Here is a 17977-nt window from a genome sequence, read left to right on the forward strand (position 1 = left end):
GGCTTAGTCTTCGTCGTGGCCGAAAGGGTCTTCGCCTTCACCAGGCATCCAGGTCAAACCCGGAACATTCCACCCATTGGCCTTAATGGTCTTCTTGGCTGCACGCTTATTGCGGCCAATCAGCGTATCCGTGTAAACAATGCCGTCCAAGTGGCCGACCTCGTGCTGCAGGCAACGCGCGAAAAAGCCGGTGCCCTCAACGGTGATGTCTTCACCCTTTTCATTAAGTCCGGTCACCTTAGCCCAATCGGCGCGGCCGGTAGGGAAGCCTTCGCCAGGAACGGACAGGCAGCCTTCGTCTTCGGAGCCGTCATCGGCAGGCATGGTTTCTGGAATCTCTGAGGTCTCCAGCACCGGGTTAATAACGCAGCCCTTATGCATATGGCCTTCATCATCCGGGCAGTCATAGACAAAAAGACGCTTATTAATACCGACCTGGTTTGCGGCCAAGCCGACGCCATTGGCGGCAGCCATGGTCTCAAACATGTCAGCAATCAAGGTCTGCAGTTCTGGGGTGTCAACTGGTTCTTTAACTACTTCGGTGGGGTTATGAAGTACTGGGTCGCCGTGTATCACAATTGCGCGGATAGTCATGGAATACAGTTTAAGCATGACTAGCGCGAAAAACAGCAATGGGATGGGCGATCTCAGCCAGATGGATAAGGAGATCCTGGATTTTGAACTGCGCGCGCCGCAGGCCATTGCGCTGAAAGAAAAGGCGATTCGCGCCGAGCTGGATATTTCGCCGGTGCGCTACCACCAGCGGCTGAACGTGATTCTGGAATTGCCTGAGGCGCTGGCTTATAACCCGGTACTGGTCAAACGCTTGCTCAGAAAACGTGGGCAACGCGATGATATTCGGCGCGCCGCGCACGAAAACCCAACAGATGAGCATTAGTGTTACAGATGTGACTAATGAGACTGTAGATAATTCCGCACAAGATACCACTGACGCGAATAACAGCGCCGGGGGCACCACGTTGCCGCTGCGCGGATTCGCCATGGTCCTCATCGCTGTAGCCGTTATGTTTGGCCTGTGGGCGCTATATGCGTTCACCCAAGATGACTCCACGGATACGGCCACGGAGCAGACCTCCGAACAGACCGCGCAAGACGGCGAGCAGGCCCAGGAGCCTGGCACCGTGGGCGCTGATACTGCGCAGCAATCCGCTGAGGCGCTCGCACCGGAAGATGGTGACGATGCTGGTGCCGACGGTGCTGAAGACGCCGAGGGTGCTGTGGCTGAGCGCGATGGCGAGGACGCAGCTGCTGATGATGCTGAGGCCGCAGGACGTGACAGCGATGCAGGCGAGGCAGCGGGTGCTGTACCTGTGCCAGCGCCGGCACCGTTGAAGGTCAACGTCTTGAATAATTCCGTTACCCAGGGCCTGGCTGCCGATGTCTCGGATCGTCTGCGTGCTGATGGCCACGAGCTGGGCGAGGTAGGCAATTTTTCCGATGATGTGCTGCCACAGACCACCGTCTTCTTCCCAGCGGGTAATGCTGAAGCAGAAGGCGTTGCACGCGAGTTGGCCGATGAGTTCAACGGTGTAGCGCGCGAGAACATTGACTCGCTGCCTGATAACACCCGCGATGGTGTCACCTTGGTCTTGACTGAGAATTAGAATGTAATCCTCCGCAGCAGGCGGGGAACTGGGTACGATAGACCAGTGAGTAACACGGAATACGTCGAAGAAATCTTCGCCCGCTCCCCACAGCCAACGCTGGGGGTTGAGTGGGAAGTCGCGCTGGTAGATCCCGAAACCCGCGACCTGGTGCCCCGTGCTTCTGAAATCGTTGATGCGGTGGCAGTCACGGCACCGGATATTCATCTCGAAAAAGAGTTCCTGCAAAATACGGTCGAACTGGTTACGGGCATTTGCCAGAACGTGCCGGAAGCTATTGCGGAACTGACCACGGGAGTGCGCGCAGTTCAAGCTGCGGCTGAGGAACGTGGAATGCGCGTGTGGGCGTCGGGGGGGACACCCATTCTCGGATTTTCGCAAGAACCCGGTCTCGGAGAAGCAGACCTATTCGGAGATCATCAACCGCACCCAGTATTGGGGACAGCAAATGCTGCTGTGGGGCACCCACGTGCATGTTGGCATTTCTCATGAGGACCGCGTGTGGCCGATTATTAATGCGTTGATGACCAAGTACCCGCATCTGCTGGCTATTTCGGCCTGCTCCCCGGGGTGGGATGGCCTGGATACTGGCTACGCGTCAAACCGCACGATGCTATATCAGCAGCTACCTACCGCCGGCATGCCGTACCAATTTCAGGATTGGGCGCAGTGGCAGTCATACATGCGGGATCAGTCGATTTCGGGCGTAATTAACCACACCGGTTCGATGCACTTTGATATTCGCCCGGCGTCGAAGTGGGGCACTATTGAGGTGCGCGTGTCTGATGCGGCATCGAATCTGCGCGAGCTCTCCGCTGTTGTGGCGCTCACGCACTGTTTGGTGGTGCACTATGATCGCATGATTGATGCGGGCGAGGAGCTGCCTACCCTGCAGCCGTGGCACGTGGCGGAAAATAAGTGGCGCGGAGCGCGCTATGGCATGGGCGCCCTGGTCATTACTTCGCGTGAGACCGATGAGCGCTGGGTCGAGGACGAACTAGCAGATATGGTGGAGCAGCTTATGCCACTGGCGCGCGAACTGGGCTGCGCGCGGGAGCTGGAATTGGTGCTAGAAATCATCGACCGCGGCGCAGGTTATGAGCGCCAGCGCACCCGTCATGAAGAAACCGGTGACTGGAAAGCAGCGGTCGATATGACCTGCGATGAGCTAGATACGCTGCTTCCGCTGGTGGAAGAGACCGAGTAATCCCAGCAGCCCATAGAGGGCTATGAAAATCACGCCGGTGCCGGTAAACGCCAAGGCGCCGAGCGTGTTGATGTCATCGAGGCGCTGATAAGACGTGCCATCCCAGACAACGATGGCGACGTATGGCAAGGCGAAGATGATCATCGTGATAAAGCTTGCCAAGCCGGCGACTTGGGCGCCGATGACACCGCGCAGATGCTTGCCGATAAACTCATTGACCCCCAGCAAGATCGCCAGCAGGAGTGGAGCGACCCAGACCCAGTGGTGGAACCAAGAAAATGGGGACACCAGGCAAGAAGAAATACCGGTTAGGGCCATCGCGACGGTCGCGTTGTTGCGGCGAACTGCGACGTAGACCGCCAGGCATGTCAGCGCAAAGATGATGAGGATGATGGCCACCCACAGCGGGCCGCCATCGATTCCGAATTCGCGTTCCATGAGCGAGCGGATGGATTGCGCGCCGGGATTGGTGTGGTCGCCGACGCGGGAGGAATCAAAAATCGCGCGGGTCCAGAAATCATGCGCGTCGGGGATGAACCAGTAGCCGATACCGACGGTGACAAAGAATGTCAGGATGGAGATGCCGGCCGCCCACCAGCGGCGCTGGAAGAGCAATACCAGGCCCAAAAAGGCAGGGGTGAGTTTAAGCCCTGCTGCCAGGCCAATGCCGATGCCCGGGAGGCGGCGCTTGGGTAAGAAGTCGAGCGCGACCAGCAGCATGAGGAAGACGTTGATCTGGCCGAAATGCAGGGTGCCCTGGACAGGCTGGAAGGCAACAGCAGCAAGTGATAGCAGTGCGCTGAGCAGCCAGGTAACAGGCCGCATGCCGTAGCCGCGCTCGCGGAAGACCAGCAGGAAGACGAACATGAGCGCAACGGCGGTGCCGATCTGCCAGACGATGATGATCCAGTTATCGCTTAAATAGCTCAGCCAGGTAAAGACCACGCCGGCAAAAGGCGGGTACGTAAAAGGTAAGTCGCCGATGAAGGCGTTGTCATAAAGGAATTGGCCATTGGCGACTTCCGCGCCGGCCATGATGTAGATGTTGAGATCGAGCGGCACGCGCCATTTCAGCGCATGCTCGCCCTCATAGTGAAAAATCCGGTAGATAGACCACGTGGCAAATGCTGCAAGTAGCAGTACAAGGGTGGTCGATCCCCAGATTTTCTTCACTATATCGGTCCTCTATTTGCGTCTCATTTGCCTGGTGGCAGGGTGGTCATTGCGCGAGATGCGGTCATCTTCGGCATATAGACCTTCACGGCGCGAAATACGCGTCATGCGTTGTGCGGTGACCGGACTGGTCAACATAGCAAAGAGTACCAAAAGGAAAAGGATCCCTAGATCGCCGCGTTCGGCCACACCGAAATTTTCAGAGCCCGTGACGCGGATGACCGCGCCCAAGATGGTGAACACCAGACCGACGGTCTGTGGCTTGGTGACAAAGTGGATTCGAGACATAGGGTCCTGGAAACGGGCAACGCCGATAGCAGCGGAGAGGACTAGGACGCCGCCGCATAAAATCAGGATGAGCGAGGCAATATCAGCAAAAAGTGCGTATGTCATTAATTATCCCTCTTCCTAAAGCGGGTCACCGACACGGTGGAAATGAAGCCCAGCAGCGCGACGACCAGCATGGCATTAGACACCGTGGTGTCGAGTGTCCAACAAATATAGACGGCCATGGAGCACTGGAACATGGCGGTGAAACCGTCCATGCCGACGAGACGGTCCATGGAGTTGGGACCTTTAACGATACGCCAGGTGGTGATCAAAAAGGCGATGACGAACATTGCAGCGGCGATGGCCAATCCGGTGTTGTAAATTATTGGATCCATTAGCGACGCTTCCCTTCAAAGATGGAAATCATGCGGCGTTCCAGGGTCACCAGGTTGTTGATTTCGCGGTCGATATCGGCTTGGGTGCTGGCATCCAGAACGTGCACGGTCAGCATGCGGTTGGCGATGTCGATTTCGGCGACGGTGCCGCCCGGCTGCAGGTTGTACAGCACAACGGCGAATGACAACACCAGCTCATTTTCCACGCGCATGGGTGCACACAGGATAGCGTTTTTGGGCATCTCGCCGGGACGTACCGCAATCCATGCCACGCGTATCGATGCCCACAACAACTCACCGAACCAGGTGAACATGTAGCGAATCAGCTTGCCCCAGGAGACCTGGATATTGCCCACGGGCATGGCTGGCAGTGGCAAAAGAAAGACAATGCCGAAGCCAACCAGCAGACCGCCGGCCAGATTGGCCCAAGTGAACTCGCCCATGAGCAAGCACCACATCAATGTCAGCCAGATGATGAACGCGGGGCGGAAGCGGTGGCGGGCCCCAGTAATGGTGTTTCTCACTGCTCATCCTCCTGCGAATTCGTTGAGGAACCAGAATTCACGGCTGGCCCGGGCTCTGGAAGTGGGTGGTCGCGGTTTTCCAAAGAATCTCGGTCAATGTAGCGATCTTGCGGATCCAAATGACGCGTTGGGTCATCAGCGTGGTCGCCGAGCACTGCGTCCTGGTAAATCGACTGATCTTGTGCGGATTCAGCCGCGCGCGAGGTCACACCAGAAACTGGGCCGGCAAGGAAAGTAATGGACGTGGATGCAATCACCAATAGGGCGGTGGAAGCAAACATGCCAAAGGGCAGACGGCCAACGTCGGCGCGGTCAGAGTACTGGACTTCATCGGTGACATCGACAAGCGGTGCTGGACGTGCAAGTGCAACGTGGCCCTCTGGTGCATCGGCGCGGTCACGCACAAAGCCCTTGGACCAAACCAACACCATGACGTACAAGGTCAACAGCGAGGTGACCACGGCGCCACCGATGAGAACCCATGCCATCCAGGACCCCTCATTGGCACCGGCCTGCAGGAGCAAAATCTTGCCCATGAAACCGGAGAATGGCGGGATACCGCCCAGGTTCATTGCCGGGATGAAGTACAAGATCGCGATAATGGGTGCGGTATACAGCAGTGAGCCCAAGCGCCTGAGCGACGAGGTGCCGGACTGGCGTTCAATGAGGCCGACCACGAGGAAGAGCACTGTCTGGACCAGAATGTGGTGCACGGCGTAGAAGATCGCGCCAGACAGACCCTGAGCAGTACCCAAAGCCACACCAAAAATCATGTAACCAATGTGGCTGACCAGGGTGAATGACAATAGACGCTTAATATCGGTCTGCGCCATTGCGCCCAAAATACCCACGATCATCGTGGCCAATGCGACCCAGATGAGCAGAGTATCCAGTGAGCCGTCGGTGAAGACAACCGAACGCATGCGGATAATCGAGTAAACACCGACCTTGGTCAGAAGGCCCGCAAAGACTGCAGTGACCAGGGACGGGGCGGTGGGGTAAGAGTCGGGAAGCCAAGCATCCAGCGGAACAATTGCGGCCTTGATGCCGAATGCGACCAGCAGGACGCCGAAGATAGCGGTGCGCGTGCCTTCGGGGACATCTGCCATGCGCACGCCAATCTGCGCCATGTTGACGGTGCCGACTGCGGCATAGGTCAATGCGATGCCGAGCAAGAAAACCATCGACGAAACCATGGACACCATGACGTAGCCAACGCCGGCGCGCACACGCGCTGGTGAAGCACCAAGAGTCAGCAGCACATAGGAGGCCACGAGGAAGATTTCGAAGCCGACATAAAGATTGAACAAGTCACCCGCGAGGAATGACACGTTCACGCCCATGGTCAGCAACATGTAGGTAGGCAGGAAGACGGTGACGGGCTCATCTTCGTTGCCATCGCGCACGCCCTGGGAGATGGCGTACCACATGACTGAGAACAGCACGATGGAAGAAGTAAAGAGCATGACGGCAGACAGTCGGTCAGCAACCAACGTGATGCCAACAGGGGCGTCCCAGCCGCCAATCTGCAAGGTTTGGATGCCGTCGACATCTGCAATCAGCAGCAGCACCACGCTGACCACGGAAGAAAGTGCCAGCATGATGAAGGCGACATTTGATTGGGCCTGGCGGAAACGCTGGAGAAGCAGCGTGAGTGCAGCACCGAGGACCGGAATCATAATCGGCAGGGGAATAAGGTAGCTGGTGTATGGAACCAGCATCTGTGCAAGTGACACGAGCCAATCACTCATCTTTAACCCCCTTTACCGGATCCTCGAAGGACCGCGGACCAAATGAATCGCCTTCCTTGGTGGCACGACCAGTGGTGGGGTCCGAAGACGCATCCTGGTCTGGGGCTGCGGAAGGTCGCAGCGCCATCGCTGCGATAGCCGCGTCATCAATATCATCTTCAATGACGTCATCGGTGCGGTAGCGATACTGGCGATAAGCCAAGGTCAAGATGAATGCGGTCATCGCCATGGCAATAACAATCGCGGTCAAGATCATGGCCTGGGCCAATGGGTCGGCGATCTGCTCGCCGTGCTCGGTGGATTCGCGCCCCATGATTGGTGGGGAACCAGCAGGGCCACCAGCCTGGAGAATGAGCAGATTGACGCCATTGCCGATGAGCAAAATGCCCAAGAGCATCTTGGTCATCGCGCGGTCCAGCACCAGGTAGGTACCCGCAGCCATCAACACGCCGGAGGCGAGGAGGTACATCAGGTTGGCTTCCATTTACTTCTCCTCTCCTTTCTGATTCTCAGTGGTGGTGGCATTCGGGTTGGTCGGCGCCGGGTTTTCCGGCGGGCTCGGCGACTGTGAAGAATCCGGTGAGGTCTCTGCCGTGGCCATGGCCTTCACCTTGGCTTTGCGCTGGCGGTTCTTGCGCGCCAGCTGACGGGCACGGTCACGCGCACGCTGCTTACGGATTTCTTCTTCCTCATCCAGCTTTCCGCCCAGTGAGTGCAGCACGTGCAGTGCTAGGCCAATCACGATGAGGTACACACCGAGGTCGAAGATCAGTGCCGATGGCAGTGACACACCGCCAATCAGCGGGATATCAACGCTGGTGTATGCAGAAGCCAGCGGCGGATAACCCCAGAACATGGGGGCAATGGCAGCGATGATGGAGGAGACGAGGCCTGCGCCCATGACACGTCCGCCATCGATAGGCAGTGCCTCTTCCAACTCGGCACGGCCACCGGCGAGGTAGCGCAGAATCAATGCGAGTGCTGCGACCAGACCGCCGGCGAAGCCGCCGCCCGGTGCATTGTGACCGGTAAAGAAGAAATAGAGCGATAGCGCAATCATCGAAGGGAAGAGCACGCGGGTGGAAACATCCACCATGAGCGAGCGGTTGAGCTGCTGCTCAGACTCCACACCTGCGGCCAGCCAGCGACGACCGGTGACGCGCAAGGTAGGACGGCGGGACTCGCGGGCAAAGGACTGTGTACCGTAAATGAGCGAAGCCACACCGGTTGCGGCGATGACCAGAACGGAAATCTCGCCGAAGGTATCCCACGCACGGAGATCCACGAGCAACACGTTGACGGTGTTGGCGCCATGGCCGATGTCTTGAGCCAAGTCCGGCATGAACTTGGAAATGGAATCTTCGGTGCGTGCATTAATGGCGAACATTCCTAGCACCACGGTCAAGATGCCGACGGCGATTGCCAACCATGCACGCAGGCGGTTGTGCTTAGGCTCGCCACGCCATTCGGTATTCGGTGGCATCTTGCGTAGCACGAGCATGAACAAGACCAAGATGATGGTTTCTACCAACAGCTGCGTCAGCGCCAGATCTGGGGCACCGTGGAGCGCGAAGATAAACGCCAAGCCATAACCGGTGATACCCACGATGATGGCACCGGAGAGGCGGTTATGCGTAATGGTGGCTGCGATAGCGGCCATGATGATGACCAACGCTGCGAAGAACTGCCATGGGTTCTCCGCCACGATCATGCGGACATCGGTGATGTTTCCGAAGATAATCGCGAAAGTAGGCAGCAGGATCAAACACACGAAGATGGTGGTCAGGTTCAGCTGGAGAGAGCCACGCTGAGTATTCGCGGTGATGCGCAGGGAGAGATTGCGCAAACCCACGAGGATGGCGTCATAAGCATTATCGGCGTTGCCGAGTGCCGCGTACTCACCTTGTAATGGCTTGAGTAGGTGACGCTGCCAATGCAGGAAGCAACCAGCAGCAATGATGATAACAGAAATGCCGAGCGCAATGTTGAATCCGTGCCAGAGCGCCAAGTAGCTGCCATCGGCGCCGTAGATCACGTCGAGGTGACGGTTGATGGCATCGGACATAATCTTTGGGAAGAGACCAAAGAACACGGTCAGTGCGGTCATCACTGCTGGAGCAATCCACAGCAGTGGGGAGATCTTATGCATGTTCTTGACGTCTTCGGTCATCTCACCGTTCTTGGTAGCAAATGCGCCCCAGAGGAAACGCAATGCATAACCCATAGTGAGCACAGAACCGAGAATGATGCCGACCATCATCAGGTTGCGTGGCATGCCAACCAGCAGTTCTTCATTCATGACGGCGTCAATAGCCGCTTCTTTGGTGACGAAACCAAACAGCGGCGGGATGCCGGCCATGGAGAGCGCGGAGATGATTGCCAGCCCAAAGACAACTGGCTCCTTGCGGCCGAGGCCGGAGAGTTTGTCAATTTCGCGGGTGCCTGTTGCGTGGTCAATGGCACCGACGATCATAAAGAGCGTGGCCTTAAACAGTGAGTGCGCAAAGGTCAGGGCGAGTGCTGCCATCATGGCTTCGCGGGAACCGATAGCCATGATCGAAATGATGAAGCCGAGTTGGGAGACAGTGCCGTAGGCAAGCACCAGCTTGAGATCGACCTGCTTTAGTGCCATCCAGCCGCCGAGCAGCATGGTGCCCAAGCCAATCGGGATGACCACCAGGTGCCAGGAATCCACGACATGGAATTCTGGGGCGAGACGTGCAACGAGGTAGATACCGGCCTTCACCATGGCAGCGGAGTGCAGGTACGCAGAGACCGGGGTGGGAGCGGCCATTGCGCCCGGAAGCCAGAAATGCAGTGGGATATTCGCGGACTTCGATAGTGCACCGGCGAGGATGAGGCAGATGGCGACAGTAACGAATGGGGTCTGTGCCCAGCCGTCATAGGCGACCATCTCGCTGAATCTCCACACGCCAGTTTGGCGGCCCAGGATAATGATGCCGACCAGCATTGCAAGGCCACCAGCGACGGTAATCATCAACGCTTGGGTAGCGGCGCGGCGTGATGATGCGCGCTCGCCGTAGTAGGAGACCAGTAAGAACGACAGTACGGAGGTGATTTCCCAGAAGACGTACATCAAGAGCAGGGAGTCCGCGATGACGAGGCCATACATGGCGGTGGCGAAGCCAATCATCTCTGCGCCGAATAAGGTCAGGCGCAGTGGAGTGGAGTCGAAGTATCCCCAACAATAAATGAGCACGAGCGCGCCAACACCGAGAATAATCAGGGAGAACAGCGCCGCGAGGCCATCAAGTTGGAAGTCTAAGTTGAGGTGCGCGGCCGGCATCCATTCGATGCTGGCCTGGTGGTCCAAGTTTCCTTGAATCAACTGTTGCGCAACCCAGATGAAGCCTCCAGCGGGCACCAGGGCCAGGATTCCGAAGGCGGGCCGCCCCAGCGTGTGAATCAAAAAAGGTGCACACACTGTCGCGGCAATCAGAGCTAACAGCAATATCAGCACAGTAGTCGGTGCTCTCCCACTTTAAGTTAGCGAAGCATTGTATAAATACTTCAAGAAACGGACAGTCTTAAAGGGCCACCTTCATTCAAAATCTCCGTTTATCGACTTCTACCCGCGCTGTCCCAGCGACGGTAAAGCTAGCTCTAGAACCAGTGCTAATTCACCACGAAATACTGCAACATCCAAGGAATCTCGAACACGTGCCATAAATGCAACGCATTGAGGCGGCGTCGATAGAAAACGGCGCGGCCAATATCGTCAATAGTAGCGTGACGTGCGGAATATTTAAAAGGAACTTTTCATTTATACAGTATTATATGGGGCAATTTCGTCCTATCTATCACGTGATAGATAGGTGTTCAATGATGTGAGTTCGCTGTGCGCTGCACGATTGTGCATATCGCGGCATGTTGCGCATGTGACTAATGACGTGCAGGTGGGTGAAAAATGTAAGTTAGTTAAATTTGCCACAACTATGTGTCCCTGTTTGAAATCTGTGCGCTGTGCGGTTGCTTGGGCGTTCGCTGACGTTACTTGTCTGCACTTGTTCACGCGTTGGCAAGCAATCTCAGCGAAAGCGGGTGAGGAAGAGCGCTTCTGTGATGGCCATCTGCTCAATTTCTGAAGGATCGACTGATTCCTGAGGAGAGTGGATATTGGACGTGAGATCGGCGGCGCCGAAGAGCGCGATTTCTGCGTCCGGAAAAGCTTCATGGAGCTCGACCGTGAGCGGAATGGAACCACCGGTGCCGATTTCGCTGGCATCCACGCCATAGGCATCAGACATGCATTCGCGCAGCAGATTGAGGACTTCGCCGTCCTCTTCCGCGCGGTAGGCGCGGTTGATAGCCAAGACCTCGGCGCTGAGCTGAGCGCCCCACGGCGTGTGGTTTTGCAGATGCTCGATGAGTAGATTCGCGGTCTTAGCGGTGGTGATGCGCTTGCCTTTACTGCTGCGCTGACGCGGTGGAACGCGCAAATTCAAGTGTGCCTGGGCGGTGGCGGGAACGGCGTTGACTGCGTCTTCGACCGGTGTGGAAGAAAAACCAGTGATCGTTACGGCGGGGCGGGCCCAGATGAAGCTGGCGATATCGCCATCGGGAAGCTCGGTGCCTTCCAAGAGTCCTGCGTCGAGGCGGAATTTATCTTCGGGGTACTCTTCGCCATCCCAGTCGCCGGTACAGTCCACACCGTCAATGATGCAGCGGCCGGTGTCATCACGGATGGAATCCAGGGCACGAATCAGGGCCGCGACGGCATCAGGAGCAGCACCGCCGAATTTTCCGGAATGCACGGGGCCGTCCATCGTGTCGCACTGGACACGAACCTGCGCCGAACCTCGCTGCAAGGTGATAACCGATGGGGCACCCGGTTCAGTATTGCCGGTATCCACCACGAAGATGGCTTCAGCTTCAAAGAGCTCCGGGCGATCTTCGAGCAGCTGCTTCAGACCCAAGCCACCATTTTCCTCCGAGCCTTCAATGACAAATTTGATGGTGGGAAGGTTCGGCTCATCTTTAATGAGACGAAGTACCTCCAGGTGCATGGCGATATGACCTTTGCAGTCTGCTGTGCCGCGACCCCACCAGCGACCATCGCGCTCAGTGATTTCTAGTGGTTCATTATCCCAATCCTCGCGCGAACCGAGCGCGATGATGTCATGGTGCGCATAAAGCAAGACCGTGCGGTTGTTATTTGGATCGCCGGGGACCTCACCGAGAATAGCGAGGGACTTATCCACGCCCTCGATGATTTCTGCGCAGGCGCCGACGCCAAGAAAAGCATTCTTGACCCATTCGGCGCTGGCCTCGTATTGCGAGCGGACAGAGTCATCGCCGTGGACAGACTCGAACGCAACCATCTGTTGAAGATCGGTGAAAATACGGTCCCTGGAAGGTGTGAACATAAACATCAAGCTTAGCCACACGAGATGTGACCCACCTAATACGCATATGTTTCGGGCCGCGCTTGCGTATTAGGTGGTAGGAAGCGAATTTCGCAGATTAGGCGTATTGCTGCAGGAAGAGTGCCTCAGCGATAGCGATGTGTTCGATCTCAGAAGGATCGACCGATTCATTAGGGGAGTGGATAGCAGCCTGGGGTTCTTCGACACCAAAGAGCGCGATTTCTGCATGTGGGTGCGCGTCTTGAAGTTCCACGGTCAGTGGGATGGAACCGCCCATGCCCATGGTGGTGGTTTCCGTGTCGTAGGATTCGGATAGGCACTGCTCCAGCAGCTTGAGCGCAGGCTTGGTGAGGTCGGTCTCGAATCCACGCGCGGCCTCGATGATCTCGCCGGTGAAATGTGCACCGAAAGGCGTGTGCGCCTCGAGGTGTGCGATGACTGCTTGGGCGATTTCTTGCGGATCGGCGGTTGCTGGCACGCGCACGTTGAGCATTGCCTCGGCAGTTGCGGGAACGGCGTTGACTGCCTGGTCCACTGGGGTGGAAGTAAAACCGGTGACGGTGACCGATGGGCGGGCCCACACTAAGTCACCAGCATCAGTATTGTCATCACCGGCAATTTCGGTGCCCTCAAGCAGGTGGGCATCAGCGCGGAAGTCCTCGGCGGGGTAGGAGCGACCTTCCCACTTGGCGGTGGAATCGGTGCCTTCGATAACAGTTGCGCCGGTCTCGTCATACAGCGAATCGAGCGCGCGCATCAAGGCTTTTACGGCATCCGGTGCGGCGCCGCCGAACTGGCCAGAGTGCGCTGGTGAAGACAGGGTATCCATCTGGACACGGACCTGCGCGGAGCCACGCAATGATGACGTCAGCGTTGGCTCTCCCACGGCCCAGTTGCCGCAGTCGGCGATCAAGATGGCATCGGCAGCAAATGCTTCTGGTGAGTCCGCAATCAACTTGGACAGGCCCGCACCGCCCATCTCTTCAGAGCCTTCAATAAGCACTTTGATATTCAAATCGGTGCCGCCAGTCTGCTCCAGCGCGCGCAGCGCCGCCAGGTGCATAACCACATTGCCCTTGCAATCAGCTGCGCCACGGCCATACCAACGACCATCACGCTCGGTCAGCGTAAAAGGATCAGAATCCCACTTCTCCGGGTTGCCCGCTGGTACCACGTCATAGTGCGAATAAAGCAGCACTGTCTTCGCACCCTCTTTGCCTGCTCGCTGACCGATCAAAGTAACTGAACCATCTTCGGTGACATGCTCTTCTACTTCGAGCCCGGCATCGGAAAGCGCTTTGCTAACCCAGGTCTTTGCGGCATTCATCTGGTCTTTGAGCTCAGGGATTGTGTGCACCGAATTAAACTTCACCAGCTCCGACAGCTGGGTAAAGATGGTGTCGCGATCGTTTTTAATGAGGTCCTTAATATCAGCCATGCACACCAACCTACACCGCACCGATATCTCATTTAGTGGAATGGTGCGTGGATGCGATCGCCGATAGCATTTTTTCTTGCACTCGAGGGGTGAGAGTGCCAGAATGGTTGGTGACACCAGGTTGAGGTTGGTACGCACTCACCAATCCTGCCGTCGCGGGCGCCTGCGTGAGCAAAAACCTTGAGTGAAACCCAATCTAGGAGATTAAACACAATGGCAAAGATTATTGCCTTCGATGAAGAGGCACGTCGTGGTCTTGAGAGTGGTCTCAACACTCTTGCAGACGCAGTAAAGGTAACGCTCGGCCCTAAGGGACGCAACGTAGTTCTGGAAAAGAGCTGGGGCGCGCCAACCATTACTAACGATGGTGTTTCCATCGCTCGCGAAATCGAGCTCGAGGACCCATACGAGAAGATCGGCGCAGAGCTGGTCAAGGAAGTTGCTAAGAAGACTGATGACGTCGCTGGTGACGGCACCACCACCGCAACCGTTCTGGCACAGGCGCTGGTTCGCGAAGGTCTGCGCAACGTAGCAGCTGGTTCCAACCCAATGGGCATCAAGCGCGGCATCGAAGCAGCAACCAAGACTGTTGTTGAGGCGCTGCTCGCATCCGCTAAGGACATTGAGACCCAGGAGCAGATTGCTACCACCGCTGGTATCTCTGCAGCTGACTCCGCTATCGGCGAGAAGATCGCTGAAGCTATGTACACCGTTGGCAATGGCGCGGTGAACAAGGATTCCGTCATTACCGTTGAAGAATCCAACACCTTCGGCGTTGACCTCGAAGTTACCGAGGGCATGCGCTTTGATAAGGGCTACATCTCCGGCTACTTCGCAACCGACGTTGAGCGTCAGGAGGCAGTCCTGGAAGACCCATACATCCTGCTGGTCTCCTCCAAGATCTCCAACATCAAGGACCTCGTTCCTGTCCTGGAGAAGGTCATGCAGTCCGGTAAGCCACTGCTGATCATCGCTGAAGACGTTGAGGGCGAAGCACTGTCCACCCTGGTTGTGAACAAGATCCGCGGCACCTTCAAGTCCGTTGCTGTGAAGGCACCAGGCTTCGGCGACCGCCGCAAGGCAACCCTGCAGGACATGGCTATCCTTACCGGTGGCCAGGTCATTTCTGAGGAAGTTGGCCTCTCCCTTGAGACCGCTGACCTTCCACTGCTGGGCCAGGCGCGTAAGGTAGTTGTTACCAAGGATGACACCACCATCGTTCAGGGTGCTGGCGCTCAGGAGCAGATCGACGGCCGCATCAAGCAGATCCGCGCAGAGATTGACAACTCCGACTCTGACTATGACCGCGAGAAGCTGCAGGAGCGCCTGGCTAAGCTGTCCGGCGGCGTTGCAGTTCTCAAGGTTGGCGCTGCAACCGAGGTTGAGCTCAAGGAACGTAAGCACCGCATTGAGGACGCAGTCCGCAACGCAAAGGCTGCTGTTGAAGAGGGCATCGTTGCTGGCGGTGGTGTTGCACTGCTGCAGGCTGCAACCGCTCTTGACTCCCTCGGGTTGTCCGGTGACGAGGCAACCGGCGCGAACATTGTTCGCTCCGCACTGTCTGCACCGCTGAAGCAGATCGCTTTCAACGCTGGCCTGGAGCCAGGCGTCGTTGCTGATAAGGTTTCCTCCTTGCCAGCAGGCGAAGGCCTGAACGCTGCAACCGGCGAGTACGTTGACCTCATGGAAGCTGGCATCAACGACCCAGTGAAGGTCACCCGCTCTGCTCTGCAGAACGCAACCTCCATTGCTGCACTGTTCCTCACCACTGAGGCAGTTGTTGCTGACAAGCCAGAGCCAAACGCTCCAGCTATGCCAGATGCTGACGCAATGGGTGGCATGGGCTTCTAAGCTCCGCTACAACTCGAGCCGCCTCTAGATAGGAATGGCTTAAGAAGATAAGAACGAAGAGGGCTCACCGCCAGGCGGTGAGCCCTCTTCTCGTGCCCTAAACCGCCTTCTACACAGCTATGAACCCGTCCCAGGGCCTGCAACTGTCTCACTAAAGGCTTAAACGAAACAGGGCACACCTACACGACTTCTTGAGGCCTTTGTGAATACCGGCGTGTCCTTAAAGCTTCCTGGGAGATTTGCGTTATTCACAGCCGGGCAGGAGTTGAATGTTGGATATTAAATACATAACAGGAGGTGGTTTACCAGTAAATACTCAGGACGAACGCGATTAATCTCAGCGTAGAACTGCATTCATTTTGTCTAAAATAGGGCAACGCGAGCGACCGTGTGCCGTCCACGTGGCTGAAGAAATAACCCCGTATTAGGGTAAAGAGTGATCTCTGTTAGGAAAATTTTTCTGGATGATTGGGGCTTGAAATGGCCTATATATCGAACCCAAAAGACTGGGTGTTAACTCAATGGTCTAAATAAGTTGCAGTGAACATTTTCAACGGCAAAGTAATTGCAGGTAAGTGGCCTGTTTTAATGAATTAGAAGATTTCTGGTGAAAACTCAGCCACTGGCCACCATTGTTCAAGAAAATCAGAACTGAATCAGCGGGAAATAAGGCAACACTAAAATTCGGCTTGAAAAGCAACGGGTTTGTGACAAAATAGTTATCTGTGACGCCCGATAGGGTGTCTGCAAATCCGCAAACACCTCCGGGCAGACGTCCGGACTTCACATAAGGAGATCAACATGGATCTGTCTTTCATCCAGGAGCAGCTCGATACCTTCGCTACCTTCGCTGGCGCAATCGGTGACTTCCTGCAGAAGCCTGCAGAGTTCTTCGGTGGCCTCGTTAACTGGTTCACCGAGGGCGAAGATGGCACCACCCCAATCGCTGACGACTGGGAGACCACCCAGAATGCATTCGGTTCTTCCAACGGTGGCAACGGCGCTGCTGAGTCCGAAAACGCTGGCGAGTAATTAACTGCCTGTCTGGCAACCTATCAACATCAAATTTTGCCAGTGAGCAGTTATTGAGACTGGTTCACTGCATTTCCTAAAGGAGTAAAAATGGATTTCATCGCATCTTGGGGCACCCTTTCTTCTGACGGCATCCTCGGCCGCCTGATTGACCTGCTCGAGATCGCTGGCGATTGGGCTGGCGCAACCGCTGACCTGATCGGTCTGGTTGGCTAATTAACTACTGCCTAAGCAGTGGTTAAGAGTGAAGCCTCCATCCCTTGCGGATGGGGGCTTTTCGCATACTTAAGGCCTTGCGGTGGCTTTCAAACCAGGGGCATGAATTCAACGCGCCGGAATTCTGGATTACGATTAAACTAATCTTCATGGCTGATATTAAAGACGATGAATTACCAGTTATCGATCTGGCAAAGACCGACGGTTATGTAGTTGATGACTCGGACGAGGATGATCCGAGCCTCATCATGCCTGATGGCTCTGCAGTAGAGACCTGGCGTGAGAATTACCCTTATGAAGAGCGCATGTCGCGTGATGAGTATGAGGCGACCAAGCGTGCGCTTCAGATCGAGCTTTTAAAGTGGCAGAACTGGACCAAGGAAACCGGTCAGCGCCACATCATCCTCTTCGAAGGCCGCGACGCCGCCGGTAAGGGTGGCACTATTAAGCGCTTTAACGAACACCTCAATCCGCGCGGTGCTCGTACCGTGGCATTGGAGAAGCCTTCTCCCCGTGAGTCCACGTCCTGGTACTTCCAGCGTTATATTCAGCACTTCCCAGCCGGCGGTGAAATCGTATTCTTCGACCGCTCTTGGTACAACCGCTCCGGCGTGGAACGCGTCATGGGCTTCTGTACCGAATCCCAGCACGCCGAGTTCCTCCGTGAGGTCCCAATGCTGGAGAACATGCTTCTGGGCTCTGGAATCTCTTTGACGAAGCTGTGGTTCTCGGTGACCCGTAAGGAGCAGCGCACCCGTTTTGCTATCCGTCAAATTGACCCAGTGCGTCAGTGGAAGCTGTCTCCAATGGACTTGGCCTCTTTGGATAAGTGGGATGATTACACCCGCGCGAAGGAAGAACAGTTCCGATACACCGACACTGATGAATCCCCATGGATCACCATTAAGTCGAATGACAAGAAGCGCGCCCGCATTAATGCAATGCGTTATGTTCTGAGCAAGTTTGAGTACACCAATAAAGACCACTCGGTGGTTGGTGAACCTGATGAGCACATCGTGAAGCGTGGTCGCAATCAGATTGGTGATTAATACGGTCTTTTAGTCAGTCTGGCAAAGAAAATGGTCACTCTAGGAAGAATCCCGGAGTG

Annotated in this window: 16 protein-coding genes and 1 pseudogene; 7 read left to right on the plus strand and 10 right to left on the minus strand. The window is 56.2% G+C overall.

The genetic code is table 11. The features are described from left to right. Nucleotides 1-3: 3 nt before the first annotated feature. Nucleotides 4-594: a peptide deformylase gene (locus tag ACG98I_RS05470; RefSeq protein WP_394719063.1), complete on the minus strand. Its 591-nt coding sequence runs from the start codon at nt 592-594 to the stop codon at nt 4-6. Nucleotides 595-610: 16 nt separating this feature from the next. Here ACG98I_RS05470 and ACG98I_RS05475 point away from each other — a divergent pair, with 16 nt between their 5' ends. The 3 genes and pseudogenes from ACG98I_RS05475 (at nt 611) to ACG98I_RS05485 (ending at nt 2832) form a co-directional block, all read left to right on the plus strand. Further along, complete coding sequence (locus ACG98I_RS05475; protein ID WP_394719061.1) at nt 611-898, plus strand: DUF3263 domain-containing protein; 288 nt, start codon at nt 611-613, stop codon at nt 896-898. Nucleotides 899-908: 10 nt separating this feature from the next. Further along, a complete protein-coding gene (locus ACG98I_RS05480) occupies nt 909-1625 on the plus strand; it encodes a LytR C-terminal domain-containing protein (RefSeq protein ID WP_394719060.1) in 717 nt (238 codons plus the stop codon). Between the two features lie 45 nt (nt 1626-1670). Next, nucleotides 1671-2832: pseudogene (locus tag ACG98I_RS05485) on the plus strand (glutamate--cysteine ligase). Here the strand turns inward: ACG98I_RS05485 and ACG98I_RS05490 are convergent. The 9 genes from ACG98I_RS05490 to ACG98I_RS05530 form a co-directional block, all read right to left on the minus strand. Then, complete coding sequence (locus ACG98I_RS05490) at nt 2794-4005, minus strand: glycosyltransferase 87 family protein (RefSeq protein WP_394719059.1); 1212 nt, start codon at nt 4003-4005, stop codon at nt 2794-2796. The pseudogene ACG98I_RS05485 and the gene ACG98I_RS05490 sit on opposite strands and share 39 nt — an antisense overlap. A 12-nt stretch (nt 4006-4017) precedes the next feature. Continuing rightward, entirely contained in the window at nt 4018-4398 is a 381-nt protein-coding gene (locus ACG98I_RS05495; protein ID WP_394719057.1) for a monovalent cation/H(+) antiporter subunit G, read from the minus strand. After that, nucleotides 4398-4670: a monovalent cation/H+ antiporter complex subunit F gene (locus tag ACG98I_RS05500; protein ID WP_394719055.1), complete on the minus strand. Its 273-nt coding sequence runs from the start codon at nt 4668-4670 to the stop codon at nt 4398-4400. The genes ACG98I_RS05495 and ACG98I_RS05500 overlap by 1 nt, the downstream gene beginning before the upstream one ends. Continuing rightward, complete coding sequence (locus ACG98I_RS05505) at nt 4670-5194, minus strand: Na+/H+ antiporter subunit E (protein ID WP_394719054.1); 525 nt, start codon at nt 5192-5194, stop codon at nt 4670-4672. Before ACG98I_RS05505 ends, ACG98I_RS05500 begins: the two co-directional genes overlap by 1 nt. Continuing rightward, nucleotides 5191-6945 (minus strand): Na+/H+ antiporter subunit D, encoded by a 1755-nt coding sequence (locus tag ACG98I_RS05510; protein WP_394719052.1) that lies wholly within the window; start codon nt 6943-6945, stop codon nt 5191-5193. The genes ACG98I_RS05505 and ACG98I_RS05510 overlap by 4 nt, the downstream gene beginning before the upstream one ends. After that, nucleotides 6938-7429 (minus strand): Na(+)/H(+) antiporter subunit C, encoded by a 492-nt coding sequence (locus tag ACG98I_RS05515; protein ID WP_394719051.1) that lies wholly within the window; start codon nt 7427-7429, stop codon nt 6938-6940. Before ACG98I_RS05515 ends, ACG98I_RS05510 begins: the two co-directional genes overlap by 8 nt. Next, nucleotides 7430-10426, minus strand: coding sequence for a Na+/H+ antiporter subunit A (locus tag ACG98I_RS05520; RefSeq protein ID WP_394719050.1), 2997 nt, complete (start codon nt 10424-10426; stop codon nt 7430-7432). A gap of 568 nt (nt 10427-10994) precedes the next feature. Then, entirely contained in the window at nt 10995-12332 is a 1338-nt protein-coding gene (locus ACG98I_RS05525; protein WP_394719048.1) for a M20/M25/M40 family metallo-hydrolase, read from the minus strand. 97 nt (nt 12333-12429) lie between these two features. Beyond that, nucleotides 12430-13770, minus strand: a complete 1341-nt coding sequence (locus tag ACG98I_RS05530; RefSeq protein WP_394719046.1) for a dipeptidase — start codon at nt 13768-13770, stop codon at nt 12430-12432. Between the two features lie 213 nt (nt 13771-13983). Here ACG98I_RS05530 and groL point away from each other — a divergent pair, with 213 nt between their 5' ends. From groL to ppk2, 4 genes are all read left to right on the plus strand, one after another. After that, nucleotides 13984-15621, plus strand: coding sequence for a chaperonin GroEL (gene groL, locus ACG98I_RS05535; RefSeq protein ID WP_394719044.1), 1638 nt, complete (start codon nt 13984-13986; stop codon nt 15619-15621). A gap of 801 nt (nt 15622-16422) precedes the next feature. Further along, the gene (locus ACG98I_RS05540; protein ID WP_394719042.1) at nt 16423-16653 is read left to right on the plus strand and encodes a PorH family porin; all 231 of its coding nucleotides are present in this window, start codon (nt 16423-16425) and stop codon (nt 16651-16653) included. A gap of 90 nt (nt 16654-16743) precedes the next feature. After that, nucleotides 16744-16869, plus strand: a complete 126-nt coding sequence (locus ACG98I_RS05545; protein ID WP_394719040.1) for a porin — start codon at nt 16744-16746, stop codon at nt 16867-16869. A 149-nt stretch (nt 16870-17018) separates the two neighbouring features. Continuing rightward, nucleotides 17019-17918, plus strand: a complete 900-nt coding sequence (gene ppk2 / locus ACG98I_RS05550) for a polyphosphate kinase 2 (RefSeq protein WP_394719038.1) — start codon at nt 17019-17021, stop codon at nt 17916-17918. The last annotated feature ends 59 nt before the right edge of the window (nt 17919-17977 follow it).

This window comes from Corynebacterium sp. L4757 (assembly GCF_043673995.1).
Lineage (GTDB): Bacteria > Actinomycetota > Actinomycetes > Mycobacteriales > Mycobacteriaceae > Corynebacterium.